Here is a 19,760-nt window from a genome sequence, read left to right as displayed (position 1 = left end):
GATCAAATACAGCTTCGACAAGACTACGGCCATGTGACTACGTTTTAATACCTCAGCAGTACCGCAAAATCTCCTGTAACCGCAACGGTTTCGGGAGATTTTGCCCCTTTTATCTGTTAAACTCGGGTTATAGCATGGATTGAACGTAAGATGAAGGATCAAGTCTGAAGCCTCAATGCTCGTGATTTCGCATCCCAGGCTTTCTTCACCGTTCTGCTTATATCCCTTGGGTCTTACCCCGTAGCAGTAACAGGCATGGGAGCCCATATCTTTCTTCCCTTCATGCAGGCTCGCCCAGACGTTGCTGCCTCCTCCGGGGCTCGTGCTCGTCGGGCCACGGTTTTGCCTAGGGCTTCCTTCAGATCCCGTGTCGCCCCTCGCCTTCGGCTAGAGGTTGTACGGGACCACCCTCCTCACGGGACTTCCAACCGCTAGCACTCGCCCATGCCGGCGCACGTGAAAATGGCCCAAGGGAAACCCAAGGGCCATTGATGCATTTCTTCCGAGCTAAACATCCACATCGAACTGAATCTTTTCTGATTGATCCTCTGGTTCCGCTAGTCCGTCCTCAGTTGGGAATGGGGGCAGTACTATTGGGAAACCCAAAGCCATGTTAGTAAGGTATCCAACGAGTAGACTGCGTGTACTGTACAAAGGATATCCGCCGGCTTCAACAGCCGCGGCTATTTCGCCCTCAGTAAACTCCGGGTCCACTTTGACCTGTCCAACCACGACTATCTCCATTTCTAGGTGACCCAGGGGCTCGAAACAATACTGTTCAATCAGACGAAGTATTACTTCGTCTCCTTTCTCTCTTTTAACCTCTAACCTGGATTCTTCTTGAAAAGCAAATGACTCAGCTCCTGGTTTGGCAGTAACCGTCTTTAAGACCAAAGACTCCAGCCGGACCTTGTCGAACATGAGTTCCAGCTTCTTCTCCACTTGGTATCACCCCTCTGTCATAAGGCATACACCTATTCCATGAACCCATTGAAAGATGACTCAGATAGGCTGTACGCAAGTCGATTGGCCGCTCCTCAACAATTATGTGTACCTCTTGAGGGGCCTTCTTTGCTGATTCAAAAACGCCCGTATCAAAAGCTAATGCCGCAAGTATGAACTGATTGAGACTGCTTCCCTCTTTCCTCGCCAACGCTGCAATCTTGCGATGCAGGCTCTTGGGCATCCGAACAGTCAACCTACCAGAGTACTCCTCCTGATCATCGACCTGGGGCATGGGGACCCTTCTTCCGCGCTTCAACGCTGCGCTGAGCCATAGTTTCTTGGATGCCTGAATATTGGCCAAGGCTTCCTGTTCTGTCTCTCCATCAGCCATGCAGCCTGGAAGTTCCTTTATCTCCGCAAACCATCCGCCTCCTTCTTCTTGGGTCAATGCCCTTAAGGTTATAGGATAGTTTTGGCTCATGTAGAACTCCAAGTCTCGGCTAACCATGTCAATCCTCCTCTTCCTCATTCAACTCATCCAGCACACTTCGAACGTATTTCGTAAGCTTTGTGCGGTAAACGGGTTTCTTCAGTAAATTATCTTTTACCGAGACCGTGATAATGCGCTCATCTGCCGGGTGAAGCACCATCCAGTTATTTGGATCATCAGAGCACTGCTCAACCTCGAATCCGAAAGCCCTAAGCGCAGGAACCAACTTGCTCCACTTTGAATTCTGTGGAGCGTCAAGAAATCGCAGTAAGGTCTTAGTCGCGGTAGCCACGGATTCACCACCCTTATTATTCGCTGGTGGGCTATACGTATTCCTCCGAGCACCACATGTGGTGCGCATACAATACTATAATGGTCAAGGCTCTTCGTCAAGTGGAATCAGCCTTGAGGCATTTGCGTTGCACGTACATCAGCGGATTGTCATGGTGCAGGAGGCATCCTTTTATGGGCTTCAAGGCGGTCATGAAGGGGTAGTTGGCGGCGGTGTATGGGGATTGTAGAGGATCAGGTGCTCTATGGCAAATGGTTCTTACGCCCCACGTTGGGACAGGGAATTGGAATGTTTGTTCAGGCAGCCTGAGTTAAGCTTCGGAGTCCACCGCCCTGTTTCTCCTGAGGTGGGGAGCCCCGGAGGGGAACCTCACACACGAAACTGGGCGTCTCAGACGTACTTCTGTCTCTCGATGTACTCACGCAGGGTCGCAAGGGGAGCCATTCCCACGGTGGCCACGAAGTATCTGTTGGTCCAGAGGGTTAAAAGCCTCGACCTGAGCCAGGAGAACTCCTGGCTCAGGATGCGGGAGGAGCGGCCCTTCATGAGCTTCACCAGCCGGTGGATGCCGAACCGGGGATCCACCTCCACCAGCAGGTGGACGTGGTCCGGCATGACCTCCAGCTCGATGATCCTCTCTCCCGCGCCACATCGCCGAGGATTTCCTTGAGCCGGGAGTCCACCCCGTCCTTCAGGACGGGAGGGCGGTACTTCGGGCACCATACCACGTGGTACTTGCAGCAGTAGACTATGTTGTTGTTGGACCTGGATTCGCGCCTTACGCCCAATCATACCATATAATGACAGCAGTCTGAAACCAAGGACCGCCTATCCCCAGCCCTGAAGGGCGGGGCCTGCGGCGGCTGTTATTCGGTCAAGACGGACGATACCTATCCCCAAGGACATGGCACTAGCCCTAAGAAACGATAAGGCTTCCCAAAATGCCGAAAGGTTACGTGCTGCACGCTTGAGCGTATGGAAAAGCTGGGGGTGAAGCCAAAACCCTGATTATCCCGGAGTTATGAAGGGATTTGAACCCTTGGCCTGCTGATTACGGATAACCTGGCCCTCGCAACCCATTACGTCGCAGGGCATCTTCGACACTAGTCTCCCTATACGATCGGTCTTGTCCCCTTGTCCCCCGCAGCCTTCGACGTCTTGCTCGTCGCTGAAACGGAAGCAAGGGCCCTGCCAAGCCGGCGGGCGCCCTCCCGGAGTCGCCCTTCCGAATTGGCAGCGAAGCACAGTCGCAGCTCCCTTTCTCCCTCAGGTGGGCTAACGTAGAAGGCCTCGCCTGGTACGAAGGAAACCCCTTCGCCGCTGGCCTCCTGGAGCAACCGGCTGGCGGAGACCGGTCGGTTGATCCTGCACCAGAGGTAGAAGCCTCCCTCAGGGGTACTAAAGGACAGGTCGTCCCCCAAGTACCTCCGGAGAGCCTTGGCCAGGGCGTCCCGGCGGCTCCTGTACTCCCCGCGTATCATCGCCAGGTGGCTCTCCAGGCCCCCGCCCTCGAGCAGTTCACAAAGCAGCCACTGGACCATGTTGTTGGTATGCAGGTCGACAAATTGTTTCTCCAGGGCCATGCGGTTGAGTAGGGCTGGATGAGCCACCACGTAACCGGTGCGCAGTCCCGGAAAGAGGACCTTGGAGAACGTGCTCAGGTATACCACACAGCCGTACGTATCCATAGCCTTGAGGGGAGGAGGAGGTTTCGCTCCGTAGTGCAGCTCGCTGTAGGGGTCATCCTCCACCACCACCAGCCTGTGCCGGGCGGCCAGCCTGAGAACCTCCATTCTCTCGGCCTGGGACATTACCCTGCCAGTGGGGTTATGGTATGTGGGTATTACGTAGAGGATCTTGGGCCGGTAGCGGATCAGGTAATCCTCAAGAAGACCAAAGGGAAACTGCCCCGTTGCAGGCAGGCCCAGGATCCTCGCCCCGGATGCGTTGAACACCTGGTGAGCTCCGATGTAGGTTGGGGATTCCACCACCACGTAGTCCCCCGGTTCCAGCAATGCCTTACCAAGAAGGTACAGGCCCTGCTGTGAGCCTGCGGTGATCATAACGTCGTCAGGCGTGGTTGTGACGCCCCGGTCCGCCAGCACCTTGCCCAGAGTCTGGCGCAGGGGCCCGTACCCCTGGGTGGCGATGTGACCTAGATCCTGGGGGTTGACTCCCCCGTGAGTCGCGGTGAAGAACTGCGGGAGGGAATCCACCGGGTACAGCTGGGGATCAGGCATCCCCGCCGCCAGAGAAATGCCCCCTCCGGAGGTGCTCGCCTCAAGTATGTCCCTCAGTACTGTGGGAAGCGGGATTTGGGGAATTGGGGTCATCACCTGCATCCAGGGAACCCCAAGCTCGTCCCGGGGCTGGGCGGCAGGGGCCTGGGCCACGTAGGTACCGCTGCCTACCCTTGTAACTACCATACCTTGCTTCTCCAGGTGGCGATAGGCGTTTATGGCAGTAGTGCGGCTAACCCCAAACAGTACAGCCAGCTCCCTCTCTGGCGGTAGCTTGCACCCGCCAGGGAAGACAGAGCCCCTTATCCTTTCGCAGATGATGTCCGCCACTTGCCTGTACATCGGCTGCCGGGAATGTGGATCCAATTTAGCGTCCGATAGGATTTTGGATGTGTCCATATGCCCCCTCACAATCCCTAGGTATCCAATTTGGGCCACTAAATCGCTAATTGGATATTTACGCTGTTTTCCCTTCTGGGTATGATGGAAAAACACAAGCGAGGGGATGTCCTATGAGCGAGGCAAGAACCGTAACAGCGGTGACTGGTGACCCGAGGTCGGAGTTCTGGTCAGGGATTCGTGCCAGCCTTCCCGTAACAATTGGAGTAGTGCCCTTCGGGGTGACCTGTGGAGTAATGGGGGTCACAGTGGCATTGACTCCCATGGAGACCATCCTCATGTCAGCCCTGGTTTTCGCTGGTGCCTCTCAATTCGTGGCACTGACCATGCTGTCAGGGCCGGCCGGGTGGGGAATGATCGTCCTGACCACCCTCCTTATTAACCTAAGACACCTGTTAATGGGGGCCTCCCTGGCACCGTACATGAAACGACTGCCCATGCCCCTCCAGGCCCTGCTTGCCTTCGGAATAGTGGACGAAAGCTATGTGCTGACCATGGACCGGTTGCGGCAGCATGCCTACGACCCCAGTTTTCATCTTGGCTGCCATGTGCCTTTCTACGTGGTGTGGCTGACCTCCACGGCGATCGGAGCCTACATGGGCAGGCATATCGCTGACCCTCTGGCCTGGGGGCTGGACTTCGCCATGCCGGCCACCTTCCTCGCCCTCCTGGTGCCACGCCTCGTGGACAAGACCGCGGCGCTGGTCTGCGTCCTGGCAGGGGCGGTGTCCGTCGCGGGGGCCCTCTACCTGCCGGGTAAATGGTACATAATAGTTGCCTGCCTTGTGGCAAGTCTGGCCGGGGGCTTGATGGAGGGGAAGACGGATGCGAGTTGAAGTACTGCTGGGTATCGTTGGAATGGCTGTGGTCACGTTCTTGACCCGCTTCGTTTGCCTGGCGCTTTTCCGGCGTGGCGGGGTTCCTGCCTGTCTGGAAAGATGGCTGAAGCACATGCCCACCTCTATACTCACAGCCCTGATAGTGCCATCCCTCCTGCTACCCGGCGGGGCCCTGGACATAAGCGTGGGTAACCACTACCTCTTGGCAGGATGTGTGGCTGGGGTAGTCGCCTATAAAAGCAGGAACATTGTTGTCACCTTGGCCCTGGGGCTCCTGGTGATGCTGGCCTTGCGGCGGTTCGCAGCGTGAAGCAGGACTCCGGCACTCAGGGAAGAAGAGGAGGCAGGGCCAGTACACTCCAGCACAGGCACCCTTGTCCAGCAAGGAGGACGCCCCGGACCTTGCCAGTACATGCATCGCGACTCACGTTGACCTCCTGGTGCTTTTTGGGCAGGCCCCCTGGCTAAGATTCTTCAGTCTCACAGGCGTAGCCGGGATGATGGCTTCAGAGGTTCTCCAACTACCACGTGGGGGTCACGGCCTCGGTTCCTGGTGAACAGGGAATGGGCCTGAGGTGTAAGGACATAACCAAGCCAATGGAGGCGACCCCCTCAGGATATTCCACTAGGCAGGCCGTGGAAGACTGGCTTCGCGGCTGATCATCCCGGAGGATCCACCCCTTGGCGGGCGTTACCCACCTCCTTGCTGTTCCTGTCCAGGCCAGGATCGTTATCCCTGAGGCGATGGCCGTGATACCCGCAAGAGCAGCGTGAAGGGGTATCATCCCAAAGGCCAGCATCTGCAGGAAGTACCACGACATGTACCATCCCAGGTAGAGCTCGTAGGAATACATGAGCAAGCCCAGGAAGAGCACCAGGTCCCCACAGAGGAAGAGACCGAGGTTTGCCACTCTCCCTGGCAGGCTCCGCCGAGGGTCCATAAGCGGCCACAGGTAGAGGGCGGGCAAGAGGAAGAGGAGGGCGAAGGGGTTCCACAGGTAGACGGCCATGGACAGGGCGGAGAGAACGGCTAGCGCCACTGGTCTCCTGGTTTTCAGTTCCAGGGGGATCCCCTTCTTCAGCCGGGGCAGGAGGGCTGCAGATAACACCATCATCCCCAGCATTATCGCCAGGGCAACCCACTTCACCTCGTACAGGACAGGGTCCTTAGGCGGCGCAGGGTAGTAACTGAAACGGGGGATGAGATTCACCGCAGCCGAAAGGTAGAGGCTCAATAGCCCGCCGAGGAATGGCAGGGCGTTGACGAGGAGGTTAAGGCACTGGCCAAGGAGGTGCCTGAGGCCCATCCAGCGCCCATTCCAGGCAAGGAACATCCACCAGCAAAGGGGCACGACCAGGGCAAGCACCACGGCCTTCAGCGGGAGACTGGGCAGGAAGGTGCGGCTGGCCTCGAAGTACAGGAAGGGCTCGGGCGATTGGGAGGTATCCCCGCTCCGGTCCATTTCCCTGATCAGCGCCTCGACCAGAACACCCACCTGCTCCATGGGATACGGCGATATCCGGTCAATCGTGTCCTCGGGGGTGTGGTAGTAGAGCCATCCCCCGGGCGAGGTGACCCCGTTGTACCTGCCAACGTTGTCCAGGGATATGGCCATGGAGACCCGGCGGTTGAGGGGGTGGTTCTCGGCGAAGTGCTTGGCCCCGAGCATCCCGTACTCCTCTCCATCTGTGGCTATGAAGAGCAAGGAGTACTCGGTATCCACATCCCGGAACACCTCAGCCAGGTGCAGCATGATCCCGTTGCCCGAGGCATCGTTATCGGCGCTCTGGAGTGTTGTCCTCACCTGGTCCAGGTGGGTACAATGGCTATGGCGTCCTCCAGGTTCCCCTGCTTCCTCCCAACGACGTTCTGAAGAGGGGTTAACTCGCCATAGAGAGTGGCATCAAACTCGTCCTGCTCCGTCTCGTACCCCACTCCCTCCAGCTTCTGCATGATCCACAAGGCACTATGCCTGTTCGCTTCGGTACCTCTGTGCCTGCCCGTGAATCCCGTTGCCATCTCGGTGGCGAGCTCGTAGGCCCTCCGACCCGAGAAGGCAATCTCGTCCCTGGTGTCTGCACGTTGTTCCGGGGCACCGGGATCACGCTGGCGCGCGCCCAGACCAGAACACCTAGGATCAAGGCGGCTACAAGGCTCCAGCCCAGAAGGTGCCGGGTCCTTCGTCTCAATGGTGACCCTCCTCCCCTATCCTACCCGTGCCGGTGGCATCCCCAGTCCCTCAACGTATACTGTACTAGACACCCAGCCCTGGGTAACCGACCCAAATGCTAAGTGGGGGGAATTCTCCATGACCCCTTTGGGAAGACGGTGTTCGCGGCCTGTCACACGCCCCCATGGCATGCCCGTAACCTGGGTCGCGTTGAGCCATGGCCCGGCAGGATAGGCTCCTGGCAGTGGCCCCGGGCCAGGAGCGCTTCTCCTCGAAGGCCGGGGCCTGGAGGATTCCCTTTTCGCTGGTATCACCCAGCTCGAGAAGCCCTGGCACCATCTTGCGATCCGTGAGGCTGAACGGGAGGCAACTTGATACCAGTCAGATCCGCTTCCTGCATGGCGATGCCCGTCAACTCCCTGTGGTTTCTGCAGGGTGGTACCTTCCCCCTCAAGACCTCTTGGAATGGCACCGCCTCTTTGTGCTGGAGGAGGGCATGAAGCCTACAACCCTGGCCGAGAACACCCACTTTACGGCGCTGGGCACCCAGATTCACCTTGCCGCTGGGAGAAGCCCCGAAACAGAGGACTCCAACGAGATAATCATACCATGGAGCCAGTGGAGGCCCTGGGAAAACCGGGTTCTTCACCTTGAGGTGCTCTTCGGGTCTTCACTGTGGGGCACGGCATGTGGGTTTGAGACCTCGGTGTCTAGGGTGCCCGCGCTCTTGCCCGGGAAGAAGCGCCACTGGGTCGCGGGAAACCTCCAGGTACACTCAACCTCCTCCGACGGGCGTCGGAGCCTTGGCCAGCTAAGGTCCCTTCTGGAGGACCGAGGGTACGACTTCGCTTACCTGGCCGACGGCCACCATACCAAGAAGCTGCTGGATGAGGGCTGGCAAGACTACAGGAAGGAGACCGCCGCAGCCTCCAGCAAAGGATTCTCTATGTTCCCGGGGGTAGAGACCGCCGTGGGCCCCGTTGAGACTGAAGAGGGGCACCTCCTGGTCTATGGCACCAATGAGACAATAGCGGGTCTCGAGGAACATACCCTGGGCCCCCAGGGAATGATTGACCAGGCCGTGGCAAACGAACCAGCAGGACCCTCCTCCGCCTCCATATCCCACCCCATGGGCCTCTACAGGTGGATGGACTTCACGGTACTGGGCCACAGTGGCATGGAGGTCATGAGCGGCGCTATCCAGACCCGTTTTGACTTGGTGAGCGCCCCCTCCAGGCTCTGGCGCCAGGAGATCATGCGCCACGCCGGGGGCGCCCTTGACGGCGGCACCTTCCCCTCCCCACATTCAGGGACCGACTGGCATGGCTACTGGTTCGAACCCCTCCGCGGCTATACCACGTGGGTCCGTGTGGAGCCGGACTGGGAAAGCCTGGACTACCCTGGGCGGAAGAGGGCGGTGGACCTCGGGTTATATGAAGGCAGGTTGGTTACCAGCGCCCGGGGCTCCCTGGGATTCTTCAAGGTGGCAGGCGAGCACGTGGGAGGCCTCCTTCGCGGCCTGGCCGCAGGGGAGACCCTGCCATTTGAGGTGGAGTATCTCTCCTCGGCCAGGGGCACCGCCCACATCTACATCTTCCGGAACGACCTGGAGGAGACGGTGTTCTACCGCGCCTTCCCCTGCGATGTAGGGGATGTGAAGCGCTGGAGGGATAGCCTCGTGTTTCCCGGCGGCCACCAGGTCTACTGGATGTACGCAGGGGGGCCGGACTACGTCTACTCAAGCCCCATATTCGCCAGCGAGGACTGAGGGGGCATACCGGCGTGCCGCCGCTGGCGATACAAGGAATCCGCGGACCCAGGTCGTATTATACCCTTTGTGGCAAACCAGATCGGAACATTGGGGGCTAGGCCCTCAATAGAAAGGGCCACGGGCACCGGTTACCTAGGGGGAACCTTGCCCGCGGCCCAAACCTATCCCTGTGAAAGCGCCTCCTTGACCCGCTGGGCTACGTACTGGGCAGCCTCCGTGGCACCGTGCTCCCAAACCTGCCCGCTTCTCCTCTCCACCACTTCCACCACGCCCTGAGGCGCCTTCTTGCCCACATTTATCCTGAAGGGGAAGCCCAGGAGGTCCGCGTCCTTGAACTTCACACCAGCCCTTTCCTCCCGGTCATCCAGCACTGCCTCAACACCCAGTCTCCCCAGTTCCTCATACACGGATGACGCCAGGCTAGCCTGGACTTCATCGGCAGAGTTCACGCACACCACCGTGGCATGATAGGGAGCCACCGACACCGGCCACATTATGCCGTTCTCATCATGGCACTGCTCGATTACCGCCGCCACGGTCCGGGTTATCCCAATGCCGTAGCAGCCCATGACCATCGGGTGCTGCTGGCCACTCTCATCGGTGAACAGGCACCCCAGGGACTCACTGTACTTGGTCCAAAGCTTGAAGAGCTGGCCGACCTCTATGCCCCTTCCTCCCCGGAGCACCTGGCGGCACCGGGGGCAAATGTCCCCCTCCCTCACGTACCGCAGGTCAGATACCTCCCCGGAGAAGTCCCTGCTGAAGTTCACGCCGGTGAGGTGGTAGCCATCGTCGTTGGCCCCGGTGACCATGTTCCTTGTCACCGCTATCTCCCGGTCCACCATCACCCGGGCGTTCTGGAGGCCCACAGGGCCCGCGGAGCCAGGGGGCGCCCCCGTCACCCGGGTCACGTCCTCCGCCGGGGCCATGGTGACGTGCATGGCTCCGGTGAGGTTCTTCATCTTGATCTCGTTGAGTTCCCTGTGGCCGAGCACCATGGCAGCGACCATCTCCTCGCGGCCGTCGTGGTATACGGCCCAGTAGAACAGTATCTTGGCGGTCTTCTCCACGGGCACCCCCAGGCATCCCACCAGTTCCTGGATGGTATGGACGCCAGGCGTGGCCACCTTGCCCATGGGCAGTTCTTGCTCTTTGGAGGCCTCCGGCGCCACCGCCTCGGCCTTCTCCACGTTGGCGGCAAACCCGCAGGCATCACAGTAAACGATCTCGGATTCACCATGTTCCGCCAGGACGGTGAACTCGTGAGTCCCCGAGCCGCCTATGGCACCCGGGTCAGCCTCCACCACCCGGAACTCCAGGCCGCACCGGGTGAATATGCGGGCGTAGGCATCGTACATCTTATCATAGCTCACCGCGAGGCCCTCGGGATCCACATCAAAGGAGTAGAGGTCCTTCATGATGAACTCCCTGCCCCGCATCACCCCAAACCTGGGCCTGATCTCATCCCGGTACTTGTTGCCGATGTGATACAAGAGCTGGGGCAGCTGCCTGTAGCTGGTCACGTCATCCCGGGCGATCTGCGTTATGACCTCCTCGTGCGTGGGGGCCAGGCAGAACTGTCGCTGGTGACGGTCCTTCAGCCTGAACATCTCATCACCGTAGTCCCCCCACCTGCCCGTCTGTATCCAGGGCTCCGCAGGGAGCAGGAGGGGCATCAGGCACTCCTGTCCACCCTTCCGGTCCATCTCCTCCCGCACGATGGCCTCAACCTTCCTCACCGCTCGAAGCCCGAAGGGAAGGAGGTTATAGATGCCCGGGGCAACCTTCCGTATGAGCCCGGCCCGGACCATCAACTGGTGACTGGGGATCTCCGCATCCGCCGGGTTCTCACGGAGCGTGGGCATGAATGCCTGCGACATTCTCATCAGACGGCACCTCCACTATAAACGTGGGTCTTCCGCCCCGTTGGGACGGAAGACCCGATCTTCCGTGGTACCACCCATGTTGGCCCTGGTAGGCCCTCTCTGGTACCCCTGTAACCGAGGGTCTCGGCCCGGCTCATCGCCGGGAGCTCCAGGGCGGGTTCACCCCTTGCCCGCATCCGGCCTTGCAGCGGCCACCGGCCAGCCGGACTCTCTAGGCGGATCAAAACAGGCTACTGCTCCCCTTCACTGCCTTTGTGGGTATTCTACCAACCCCCGGGAGGGCTGTCAAGGACAGCCTCCGGGCTCGTTTCTCGCTACCTTGCCTTCTCCAGGTCGGCCGCTACACTGGGAAGCCCCAGTGCCTCCAGCCTCTCTCTGGTGGGGATCCCGTTGTTGTCCCAGCCCCGGATCTCGTAGTACCTATCGAGGAGACTCTCCAGCTGGTCCTTCTTGATGTTGCCGCCCTTGGTGGGACCCGACGGTATTGGCTCCTCGTAGAACCTGGCAGGCGGGTAGTCATACCCCCGGCCGAATCCCGGGATGTGCAGGATGTTGAAGGCCCGGTTCATGTTCCAGACCCTCTCAGAGAGGTAAAGCATGTGCTCCCAGGTGTAGTCCTGCCCCGTGATGGTGCTGAGGATCTCCGGGTAGTAGCCCAGCTCAAAGGAGATCTCCACCCAGGGGAACCGGCACGCCCCCATCATGTCAAAGAGGGGTCTTACATGCTGGAGTTCCACGGTCTTCTCAGCCTTGCCCTCAAGGCTTTCCCGTCCTGAGGCTATGTCGTAAGTGATGGCCCAGGCCCTGTTATGGTGGGCGCCGATGTCCGCCGTCATGTAGGCCAGCATCATGGCCGGGGCGTTCCTGGGCTCGTAGCCGCTGAGCTCCAGGCCCTTGACGTGGATGGCGAACCTCTCTGACCCCTGGCCGAACCGGGCGGCGGCATCCCTGACCCCTTCCGCCAGGATGTCCCCGACGCCCTCACGCTTGGCGATCTTCTCCAGCAGGTACACCACGGAATCCAGGTCGCCGAAGGCCAGGTCCTTCCCTGTGTCCTTCTCGGTGATGATGCCCTTCTCGAAACACTCCAGGGCAAAGGCCACCGTGTTCCCGCCGGAGATGGTGTCGATGCCCAGCTCGTCCATGATGTAGTTGGCGTAGGCCACCTCTTCGATGGTGCCGATGAGGCAGTCCCCGCCCACCATGGCTATGGTCTCGTACTCAGGACCCTCCACGTGGATCTCACCCTGGGGCACCTTGGCCTTGGAGTACTTGCCGCAGGGTATGGGGCAGCCGAAACAGCCCTTGTCCAGTATGTGGATCTTGTCCCGGAGGGCCTTGCCGTTGATCTCCTTGTACCTTTCAAAGTAGCCCGTCTGGAAGTTCTTCGTGGGGAAAGAGCCCACCTCGTTGACCCAGTCGGTAACCCCGGCGGTGCCGAAGGGCGTCCACTCCTTGAACCCTGGTTTTGAGAAGCACACGTCGAACATCTTCTTGCCAAGATCCAGGGCCTTCTCCGGGTCCGGCAGGGGAACCGCATGGGAACCCCTCACCGCTATGGCCTTGAGCTTCTTGGAGCCCATGACGCAACCCACGCCCGTGCGCCCACTCTGGCGACCGAAGTCATGGGAGATACAGGCGTACTTCACCAGTTTCTCACCGGCGGGGCCAATGGTGGCAATCTGGAAGTCCTCTCCCAGCTCATCCTTGAGTATCCTCTCGGTCTCGATGGCTCCCTTGCCCCAGTAGGCGGAGGCATCCCTGACCTGCACCACATCATCATCGATATAGACATAACAGGGGCCATCGGCAATGCCCTCGAAGATCACCGCGTCGTAGCCAGCGTACTTCATCTCCGGAGCCAGGTGGCCACCCATGTTGCTGTCACCGTAGCCTCCGGTGGCCGGGGACTTGGCCCCGAACTCCACCTTGCCGGTGCACGGGAAGAAGGTGCCCGCCAGGGGGCCCGACGCCATGACCAGCTTGTTGCCCGGCCCCAGCGGGTCAGTGCCAGGCTTCACCTCATCGTAGAGGGTCTTCGAGACAAACCCCCGTCCCCCGAGGAAATCCTTGGCCACCTGGGGATCCAGTGGCTCCGTCTTCCATGTCCTGTCTCCCAGGTTGATCCTGAGTACCTTGCCAGCGTATCCGTACAGCACTTTCTCACCTCCCTCTCAAGCCTTGTCCTCGTCGAAGAGCGCCCCTGTGGGGCAGTAGGCCAGGCAGGTACCGCAGAGTGTGCACTTTATGGGGACGTGGCTGTCCTTGTGCATGAACATGGCGTCCTGGGGACACTCCTCCACGCACACCCCGCACCCTGTACATTCATCAGGGTCGATGATGTAGACCCCGCCCTTCTCATGGATGGCCTCAACCGGGCATACCTCGGCACAGGTGCCGCACTGGTTGCAGCTGAAGATCTGGTACCTTCCGGGGACAGGGAAATGGCCCCGGATCCTCACTGCTGACTTCTTGGGGTTGTTCTCCCTGAAGATGCTGAGAGAGCAAGACACCTCACACACCCTGCACCCTGAACAGATCTCCTCCTTGACTCCCATCTTCACCGGCATCACCTCCTGTTCGCTAGACAACGGATGGCTCATGCAGAAGCTCGCCCCGGCCAAACCTGGCTAAACCCAGGCTCTCCAGGGGTATATCTGGCTCCTCGTCACAGATGGCCTGTGCCAGGAGCCGGGAAACCATGGGCGCTATCATGAAGCCGTGGCCGCTAAAACCGCAGGCCAGGTAGAAGCCCTCCACACCGGGGGCCTGGCCCAGGATGGGATGGGCATCCGGGGAGATGTCATAGAGGCCCGCCCACTGGCGCACCACCCTGAGGCTGGCCACCGGCGGCAGCAGCCCCGTTATCTTCCCCGCCATCTCCTCCAGGAAGTGCCAGGAGGAGGTAGTCACGTAACCCTTGAGTTCGTTGGGGTCACCTATACCCATTATGAAACTGCCATCAGGGGTCTGCTGGCAGTACAGGCCGTGGTGGAAGGACATCACCATTGGACCCAGCACAGGCTCCACCTGCTCGGTCACGAGGATCTGGTGGCGCTCAGAGTAAATGGGGAGTTCCACCCCTACCATGCGTGCGAGGTCCACCGAATGGCCCCCCGCCGCTACCACGGTGATGGGCGTGGATATCTCGCCCTCCTCCGTGAGCACCCCTCGAATCCTGCCCCCTTCCGTGAGTATTCCAGTGGCCTCCACATACGTCCTGATCTTGGCTCCATGCCTCCTGGCTGCGTCAGCGTAGGCCTGGGTTACCTGGAAGGGATTGCAGTGCCCGTCTTCATGGCAATACGTTGCTCCCACGAGGTCCTCCGTGTTGAGAAAGGGCACGATCTCCTGGGCCTCCTTTGGTGTGAGCAACCTCGAGGGGATCCCCAGGCTGTTCTGCAGGGTCACGTTGGCCTGGAACTGCCTCCACTGGTTCTCGGTGAAGGCAAGGAGCAGGTAACCCCCCTGCTTGAACTCGATGTCTCTCTTGGTTTCCAGCATCTCGTTCATCCGGCTGAACATCTTGATGCTGGAATAGGCGAGGCGGCAGTTGATCTTTGCCCCCCACTGTGCCCTGACACCGGCTCCGCAACGACCTGTGGCACCGCTGGCCAGGAAACCTCTCTCCAGGACCACTACCTTGCCATAGCCCTTCTTCGCCAGGTTGTAGGCTATAGAGCAACCGACGACGCCCCCGCCGATGACGACGGCATCCGCCGCTTCCCTCAAAGTTCAGTCCTCCCTTGCATCACACGCAGGCAGGCTCTGGGATGAGTCTTCCCGTCTGGAACCGGTCAAGCCCCAAGGCGTCCACGGGAATGAAGGGCTCTTGCCCGGATATCAACTGGGCCAGGATCCTCCCAACGCTGGGCGCGAACTGGAGGCCGTGGCCGCTCCACCCCAGGTCCAGGTAGAGACCCTCAACAGGGGTGGGCCCTATGATGGCCTGGGAATCCGGTGTGATGTCATAGAGCCCCGCCCACTGCCGCACCACTCGCAGCCCGAGCGTAGATGGCATGTGGGACGATATCCGGAGGGCTGCCTCCTCCAGGAACGACCAGGAACTCGACATGAAAAGCCCTTTCAGTTCCATGGGATCCCCAATGCCCATGATTACGCTCCCGTGGGGGGTCTGCTTCCAGTAGGTGCCATCATCAAAGCACAGGATCATGGGGTCGAGGAAGCGCTCCACCGGTTCCGTGACCATGATCTGGTGGCGTTCAGAGTAAAGGGGCACCTCCAGCCCCAGGGGTTCCACCAAGGAGGGACCCCAGGGGCCCGCTGCCACCACCACGTTTGGGCACTCGATGGTACCATCCGGGGTCACCACCCCGCGTACCCCCCTGTCGTCCCCGGTTATTGAGATGACCGGGCAGTACTGGCGTATGGTGGCCCCAAGCCGCTCGGCCGCCCTGGCGTACGCCCAGGTGAGGTGAAACGGGTTAACGTGCCCGTCCTTGGCACAGTAACTCGCCCCCAGCACCCCCTCGGGGTTCAGCTCAGGCACAAGCCGGAGCGTTTCCTCGGGGGACAGCATCACCGAATCAATCCCCAGCCTCTGCTGCAGTGCGACGTTCTCCTGGAACTGCCCGAGCTGCCCCTCGCTGTAGGCGATGAGCAGGTACCCCCCTTGCTGGAACTCGATGTCCCAGGGGTAGTCCAGTTCCTCCTGGATGCGCTCAAATGCCCTGATATTCTCAATAGCCAGAAGGCAGTTGACTTCTGTGCCGAACTGGTGCCTCACTCCCGCCGCCGACCGGCCCGTGCCCCCTGAGGCCAGGTAGCTTCTTTCAAGCACAAGGGGCCTCAGGCCCTGGGAGGCCAGGTGATACGCAAGGGAGCACCCGTGAACGCCGCCACCAATTATGACGGCGTCCCAGCACTTAGACATCGTCCTCTTCCCCCCTGGCAATTACCCCCAGCTTCACGGGTTTCGTCGGCGGCCTGAAGGTGGGCATTCTCAGATCCTTGACAGGCCTGCCCGTCTTTAGGGATATCTCCTGCAGCACCAGGTCCCTGCAGGTCTTGCCCTGGCACGGACCCATGCCGCACCTGCTTATCCTCTTAACCTCATCCACGGTGAGGAAACCCTCATCCAGAAGGGACCGGATCTCCCCCAGGGTGATGTCTTCACACCGGCAGATCACAATGTCCTTGTCACTCACCTGTCCTTCACCACCCTGAAGTTCCTGGCAGTCATTGCCGCCTCGTGGGGAACCTCAAGCCATACCACCAGTGTCTTGTCCTGGCTCTTGGCGTTCTGGACCTTCCGCACCCTTGCCCGGCACACCACATTCCCCTCACGGTCCAGGGCATCCACCTCCTGGCCCTCGCTGGGAACCGGCAGGAACTCGTAGGGCACCCTCACTACAGCGTAGTCCTGGTGACTCTGGTCCACCACGAAGATGGCCAATCCGGGACAGTGACTGATACACACACCGCAACCTGTGCACCTATCGTGGTCTACATGGGGCAGGTCGTTAATGTCCTTGAACTCCTCAACTGCCCCCACCCTGCAAGAGGTGTAGCACGGGTTACAGGGGATCTCCTGGAAGCACTCGAACACCGCCACGGGGCCCTTCTCGCGCCTCTCAAGGCTGGGCTCCACCTGGGCAAGGTCTTCTTTTGTAGCCACCCCTGTATTCTCTATCATGAAGCCATCGCCTCCCGTGCCAGGGCTTCCAGGCCCTTCCTGATCTTGTCACCCACAGGCCCCGCCCGCAGGGACTCCAGCTCTAGCCGGGCTTCCTCCATGGCCTTCATGACACCGGTCACGGATCCCCGGCCTAGCTTCAGGGCTGCGGCAAGCCCCGCCAGGCGACCCTCCAGCATGGCGCTGGAGGCCTCCTCCACCCCGGCTACGTCCCCGGCGACAAACAGGCCGTCCACCGAGGTCTCCAGGTTCTCGTTGCGCACGGGGACGTGCCCGCCCAGGGCGGGTACAAAACGCATGGCACACCCTGCCTGCCACAGCAGTTCCGTCAGGGGTGAAAGTCCCACCGCAAGGCCCACCACGTCCACATCGAAGTCCCTCTCAGTCCCTGGCACAGGGCTCCAGGAGTCATCCACCCTGGCCACGGTAACCCTCTCAACCGCGTCCGTTCCGTGGACCTGCGTGACTGTGTGGGAGGTAAGTACCGGGATGCCCAGGCGTCTAACCTTGGACGCGTGGACCCAGTAGCCACCGATCCTTGGGGCCGCCTCCACTATTGCGGCAACCTCTACCCCGGCCTGCACCAGCTGGTAGCTGATGATCAGGCCGATGTTCCCCGCGCCTACCATGAGGGCCCGTTTTCCGGGCATCACACCGTGGACGTTCATGAGTGTCTGGATGGCACCGGCACCGTACACCCCAGGCAAGTCATTGTTGGGGAAAGCCAGCATCTTCTCGGAGGCTCCAGTGGCCACCACGTAGGCAGTGGCCTTCATCTTGATGAACCTCTCGTCTTTTTCCACGGCTATAACGCGGTCGTCGTAGTAACCCAATACTGTAGCCCCTAGGTATACCTCTACGCCCTTTTCCAGGGCTTCCTTGGCCAGTATGCCGGCTATGTCTACACCTCTAGTGCCGGCTCTCTGACTTTGAGATCCAAAGAACATGTGGGTTTGCTTCGTAAGCTGTCCTCCAAGCCTGTCCTCCCTGTCAATCATGGCAACCTTCGCGCCACAGGACGCCAGTTCGATAGCCGCGGGAAGGCCTGCGGGTCCTCCTCCTATAACGATGGCATCATACGCTCTCAAGGAGATCACCCTTCCCTACTTGCGTCTGGACCTGCATCCCTTCCCGGAGTCTCTCCACACACACCCTGACATTGGGGACTCCGTCTACCTTCATTAGGCAGGATGAACAGTTCCCTATGGCACAGAAGAAGCCCCTCGGACGGTTCAGCTTGGGGCTGTGACGGAGCACCCGCACCCCGGCCGCGTGCAAGGCAGCGGCAATTGGCTCGCCCTCGTATCCCTCCATTTCCCGGCCATCGAAGGTGAACCTCACCTTGCGGCCTCGCTGGAATTCCAGGATGGGGTGGTGGGTGATTCTCACGGGATCACTCCCCTCTCTGCATGGTGAAGCCCCCGGATTCTCCCCTCTCCCCTCCTTTTTGATCCGGGCAAAAAGGTCCATGGAGATGTTTCGCCAAGAAAGCATCTATTCCTGCTGGTGACAGGGATAATGAGGCTTTGGGAGCATCTGCCTGGCCCCCGGGAAAGGCCCTGGGAGGATCCAGGATATCCGGAACGAATATGGGGCCAACAAGGGTTGATGTGCTCTTGGAAGGAGGGTGTTACCATGCACCCCAACGCACAGGCGGTCCAGAGGGCCCTTGAGGCGCTGGGCGTCACCTCAAGGGTACTGGAGTTGAGCGAAAGCACCCGGACATCAGTGGAGGCGGCTTCAGCCATTGGCACCACCGTGGCCCAGATAGCCAAGAGCCTTGTGTTCCGGGCTGGCGATGAGCCAGTACTCGTAATCGCCTCAGGTCCTAACCGTGTATCCATGGAGAAGGTGGGTCGCCACCTTGGGTGTGCCCTGGCCCGGGCGCAGGCTGGCGAGGTTAGGGATGCCACTGGCTTCCCCATCGGGGGAGTACCGCCTGTGGGGCACCAGAGCCCCCTGAGGACCCTCATGGATGAAGACTTGTTCCACTACGACCAGGTGTGGGCTGCGGCGGGAACACCTCACGCCGTGTTCCCCATCACACCCCAGGAGCTGGCCAGGATCAGCGGGGCCGAAGTAATGGACCTGAAAGAGGATGGCAAGGAATGAGGAAGTACCGGCCCATGCCCTACGATAAGCCCGAGTTCAGCGGCCCAGCTACCTTCATGCGACTCCCTGCCACCACCGACCTCGAGGGGGCGGACTTCACTGTTGTGGGCGTCCCCTTTGACACTGGGGGCAGCTGGCGGGTGGGGTGCCGGTTCGGCCCTTCGGCCATCCGTTCCATATCCAGGCTCCTGTGGCCCTTCGATGCCCAGTGGCGCGCAGACATCTTCGACTACGTATCCGGCACAGACTACGGCGACCTCCCTGTGGTTCCGGGTTATCACGAGGAGTCTAACAAGCGGATAGCCCAAGCCCTAAGACCCGTTATGGAGGCAGGGGTGGTTCCCATCCTCCTGGGAGGCGATCACTCCATAACCCTGCCTGTGCTCAGGGCCGTGGCGAACGTTCACGGACCTGTTGCCCTGATCCACCTGGATTCACACCTGGACACATGGGACAACTACTTCGGCCAGCCCTACTGGCACGGCTCTCCCATCTCCAGGGCTGTGGAGGAGGGCCTCATTGACGGCACTGCCTCCACCCAGCTAGGACTCAGGGGCGGGCTGGACGGGCCTGACGTGATGGAATCTGCTGAAAGGGCTGGCATGAAGCAGTTCTTCGCCGGAGTGATCCACGAGATCGGGTGGAAGCCAGCAATCCGGGACACCTTGGCCAGGGCCCGGGGGCACAAGGTCTACCTGTCCTTCGACGTGGACTTCCTGGACCCTTCGGTGGCACCGGGCACAGGCACACCTGAGGTGGGCGGGTTTGGCACCCGTGAGGCCATATCGTTTCTCCGGGCGTTGGAGGACCTAGAATTCGTGGGGTTCGACATGGTGGAGGTGCTCCCCCCCTTCGACCCTGGAGAGATCACCTCCCTGGCGGCCGCCACCATGGTGTACGAGTTTATCAGGCTCCTGGCGGCGGCGAAGAGGCAGCGCACCGGGTGACGTCATTCCCCT

The 19,760-nt window shown here is 60.3% G+C and carries 20 protein-coding genes and 1 pseudogene; 5 read left to right on the top strand and 16 right to left on the bottom strand.

Features of this window, described 5'->3' with window-relative positions; all coding sequences use genetic code 11:
• Positions 1-507: 507 nt before the first annotated feature.
• The 5 genes and pseudogenes from AB1576_01335 to AB1576_01315 all read right to left on the bottom strand — a co-directional run bounded on the left by AB1576_01335 (position 508) and on the right by AB1576_01315 (position 4,309).
• Entirely contained in the window at positions 508-942 is a 435-nt protein-coding gene (locus tag AB1576_01335; GenBank protein MEW6080441.1) for a hypothetical protein, read from the bottom strand.
• Positions 857-1,474 carry a type II toxin-antitoxin system HicB family antitoxin gene (locus AB1576_01330; GenBank protein ID MEW6080440.1) on the bottom strand — a complete coding sequence of 206 codons (618 nt, stop codon included), beginning with the start codon at positions 1,472-1,474 and terminating at the stop codon, positions 857-859. Before AB1576_01330 ends, AB1576_01335 begins: the two co-directional genes overlap by 86 nt.
• Positions 1,455-1,727, bottom strand: coding sequence for a hypothetical protein (locus AB1576_01325; protein ID MEW6080439.1), 273 nt, complete (start codon positions 1,725-1,727; stop codon positions 1,455-1,457). The genes AB1576_01330 and AB1576_01325 overlap by 20 nt, the downstream gene beginning before the upstream one ends.
• 390 nt (positions 1,728-2,117) lie before the next feature.
• Positions 2,118-2,515: pseudogene (gene tnpA / locus AB1576_01320) on the bottom strand (IS200/IS605 family transposase).
• A 324-nt stretch (positions 2,516-2,839) separates the two neighbouring features.
• Positions 2,840-4,309, bottom strand: a complete 1,470-nt coding sequence (locus AB1576_01315) for a PLP-dependent aminotransferase family protein (protein ID MEW6080438.1) — start codon at positions 4,307-4,309, stop codon at positions 2,840-2,842.
• Between the two features lie 170 nt (positions 4,310-4,479).
• Between AB1576_01315 and AB1576_01310 the strand changes: the two genes are divergently transcribed.
• Positions 4,480-5,202 (top strand): AzlC family ABC transporter permease, encoded by a 723-nt coding sequence (locus AB1576_01310; GenBank protein MEW6080437.1) that lies wholly within the window; start codon positions 4,480-4,482, stop codon positions 5,200-5,202.
• Positions 5,192-5,515, top strand: a complete 324-nt coding sequence (locus AB1576_01305; GenBank protein MEW6080436.1) for an AzlD domain-containing protein — start codon at positions 5,192-5,194, stop codon at positions 5,513-5,515. The genes AB1576_01310 and AB1576_01305 overlap by 11 nt, the downstream gene beginning before the upstream one ends.
• Positions 5,516-5,726: 211 nt before the next feature.
• Here the strand turns inward: AB1576_01305 and AB1576_01300 are convergent, their stop codons facing one another.
• Together AB1576_01300 and AB1576_01295 are read right to left on the bottom strand one after the other, a co-directional pair.
• Positions 5,727-7,010 (bottom strand): M28 family peptidase, encoded by a 1,284-nt coding sequence (locus AB1576_01300; protein ID MEW6080435.1) that lies wholly within the window; start codon positions 7,008-7,010, stop codon positions 5,727-5,729.
• The gene (locus tag AB1576_01295) at positions 7,007-7,168 is read right to left on the bottom strand and encodes a hypothetical protein (GenBank protein ID MEW6080434.1); all 162 of its coding nucleotides are present in this window, start codon (positions 7,166-7,168) and stop codon (positions 7,007-7,009) included. Before AB1576_01295 ends, AB1576_01300 begins: the two co-directional genes overlap by 4 nt.
• Positions 7,169-7,593: 425 nt before the next feature.
• Here AB1576_01295 and AB1576_01290 point away from each other — a divergent pair, with 425 nt between their 5' ends.
• Positions 7,594-9,144: a hypothetical protein gene (locus AB1576_01290; GenBank protein ID MEW6080433.1), complete on the top strand. Its 1,551-nt coding sequence runs from the start codon at positions 7,594-7,596 to the stop codon at positions 9,142-9,144.
• A gap of 164 nt (positions 9,145-9,308) precedes the next feature.
• Here the strand turns inward: AB1576_01290 and AB1576_01285 are convergent, their stop codons facing one another.
• From AB1576_01285 to AB1576_01245, 9 genes are all read right to left on the bottom strand, one after another.
• A complete protein-coding gene (locus AB1576_01285) occupies positions 9,309-11,033 on the bottom strand; it encodes a proline--tRNA ligase (protein ID MEW6080432.1) in 1,725 nt (574 codons plus the stop codon).
• Between the two features lie 314 nt (positions 11,034-11,347).
• Positions 11,348-13,192, bottom strand: a complete 1,845-nt coding sequence (locus AB1576_01280; protein ID MEW6080431.1) for an aldehyde ferredoxin oxidoreductase family protein — start codon at positions 13,190-13,192, stop codon at positions 11,348-11,350.
• 15 nt (positions 13,193-13,207) lie between these two features.
• Positions 13,208-13,591 carry a 4Fe-4S dicluster domain-containing protein gene (locus AB1576_01275; protein ID MEW6080430.1) on the bottom strand — a complete coding sequence of 128 codons (384 nt, stop codon included), beginning with the start codon at positions 13,589-13,591 and terminating at the stop codon, positions 13,208-13,210.
• Positions 13,592-13,616: 25 nt separating this feature from the next.
• Positions 13,617-14,765: an FAD-binding oxidoreductase gene (locus AB1576_01270; protein ID MEW6080429.1), complete on the bottom strand. Its 1,149-nt coding sequence runs from the start codon at positions 14,763-14,765 to the stop codon at positions 13,617-13,619.
• A gap of 19 nt (positions 14,766-14,784) precedes the next feature.
• Positions 14,785-15,927 carry an FAD-binding oxidoreductase gene (locus tag AB1576_01265; GenBank protein ID MEW6080428.1) on the bottom strand — a complete coding sequence of 381 codons (1,143 nt, stop codon included), beginning with the start codon at positions 15,925-15,927 and terminating at the stop codon, positions 14,785-14,787.
• On the bottom strand, positions 15,920-16,201 hold the full coding sequence (locus AB1576_01260) for a (2Fe-2S)-binding protein (GenBank protein ID MEW6080427.1): 282 nt from the start codon (positions 16,199-16,201) through the stop codon (positions 15,920-15,922). The genes AB1576_01265 and AB1576_01260 overlap by 8 nt, the downstream gene beginning before the upstream one ends.
• Positions 16,198-16,689 carry a 4Fe-4S binding protein gene (locus AB1576_01255; GenBank protein ID MEW6080426.1) on the bottom strand — a complete coding sequence of 164 codons (492 nt, stop codon included), beginning with the start codon at positions 16,687-16,689 and terminating at the stop codon, positions 16,198-16,200. The genes AB1576_01260 and AB1576_01255 overlap by 4 nt, the downstream gene beginning before the upstream one ends.
• The gene (locus AB1576_01250) at positions 16,686-17,786 is read right to left on the bottom strand and encodes an NAD(P)/FAD-dependent oxidoreductase (GenBank protein ID MEW6080425.1); all 1,101 of its coding nucleotides are present in this window, start codon (positions 17,784-17,786) and stop codon (positions 16,686-16,688) included. Before AB1576_01250 ends, AB1576_01255 begins: the two co-directional genes overlap by 4 nt.
• A complete protein-coding gene (locus AB1576_01245) occupies positions 17,764-18,078 on the bottom strand; it encodes a (2Fe-2S)-binding protein (GenBank protein MEW6080424.1) in 315 nt (104 codons plus the stop codon). Before AB1576_01245 ends, AB1576_01250 begins: the two co-directional genes overlap by 23 nt.
• Positions 18,079-18,324: 246 nt before the next feature.
• Here AB1576_01245 and AB1576_01240 point away from each other — a divergent pair, with 246 nt between their 5' ends.
• The gene (locus AB1576_01240) at positions 18,325-18,801 is read left to right on the top strand and encodes a YbaK/EbsC family protein (protein MEW6080423.1); all 477 of its coding nucleotides are present in this window, start codon (positions 18,325-18,327) and stop codon (positions 18,799-18,801) included.
• Positions 18,798-19,748, top strand: coding sequence for an agmatinase (gene speB, locus AB1576_01235; GenBank protein MEW6080422.1), 951 nt, complete (start codon positions 18,798-18,800; stop codon positions 19,746-19,748). Before AB1576_01240 ends, speB begins: the two co-directional genes overlap by 4 nt.
• Positions 19,749-19,760: the final 12 nt, after the last annotated feature.

Source organism: Bacillota bacterium (assembly GCA_040754315.1).
Lineage (GTDB): Bacteria > Bacillota > Sulfobacillia > DUSP01 > JBFMCS01 > JBFMCS01.
The sequence above is the reverse complement of the archived record's forward strand: the minus strand, read 5'-3'. Positions and strand labels throughout refer to the sequence as shown.

Excerpts from the sequence above, each read along its gene's own strand:
- AB1576_01330 (MEW6080440.1), bottom strand. The coding sequence starts at position 1,474 with ATGAGGAAGAGGAGGATTGACATGGTTAGCCGAGACTTGGAGTTCTAC.
- AB1576_01315 (MEW6080438.1), bottom strand. The coding sequence starts at position 4,309 with ATGTACAGGCAAGTGGCGGACATCATCTGCGAAAGGATAAGGGGCTCT.
- AB1576_01310 (MEW6080437.1), top strand. The coding sequence starts at position 4,480 with ATGAGCGAGGCAAGAACCGTAACAGCGGTGACTGGTGACCCGAGGTCG.
- AB1576_01305 (MEW6080436.1), top strand. The coding sequence starts at position 5,192 with ATGCGAGTTGAAGTACTGCTGGGTATCGTTGGAATGGCTGTGGTCACG.
- AB1576_01290 (MEW6080433.1), top strand. The coding sequence starts at position 7,594 with ATGGCCCGGCAGGATAGGCTCCTGGCAGTGGCCCCGGGCCAGGAGCGC.
- AB1576_01285 (MEW6080432.1), bottom strand. The coding sequence starts at position 11,033 with ATGAGAATGTCGCAGGCATTCATGCCCACGCTCCGTGAGAACCCGGCG.
- AB1576_01275 (MEW6080430.1), bottom strand. The coding sequence starts at position 13,591 with ATGGGAGTCAAGGAGGAGATCTGTTCAGGGTGCAGGGTGTGTGAGGTG.
- AB1576_01265 (MEW6080428.1), bottom strand. The coding sequence starts at position 15,927 with ATGTCTAAGTGCTGGGACGCCGTCATAATTGGTGGCGGCGTTCACGGG.
- AB1576_01255 (MEW6080426.1), bottom strand. The coding sequence starts at position 16,689 with ATGATAGAGAATACAGGGGTGGCTACAAAAGAAGACCTTGCCCAGGTG.
- AB1576_01240 (MEW6080423.1), top strand. The coding sequence starts at position 18,325 with ATGCACCCCAACGCACAGGCGGTCCAGAGGGCCCTTGAGGCGCTGGGC.
- speB (MEW6080422.1), top strand. The coding sequence starts at position 18,798 with ATGAGGAAGTACCGGCCCATGCCCTACGATAAGCCCGAGTTCAGCGGC.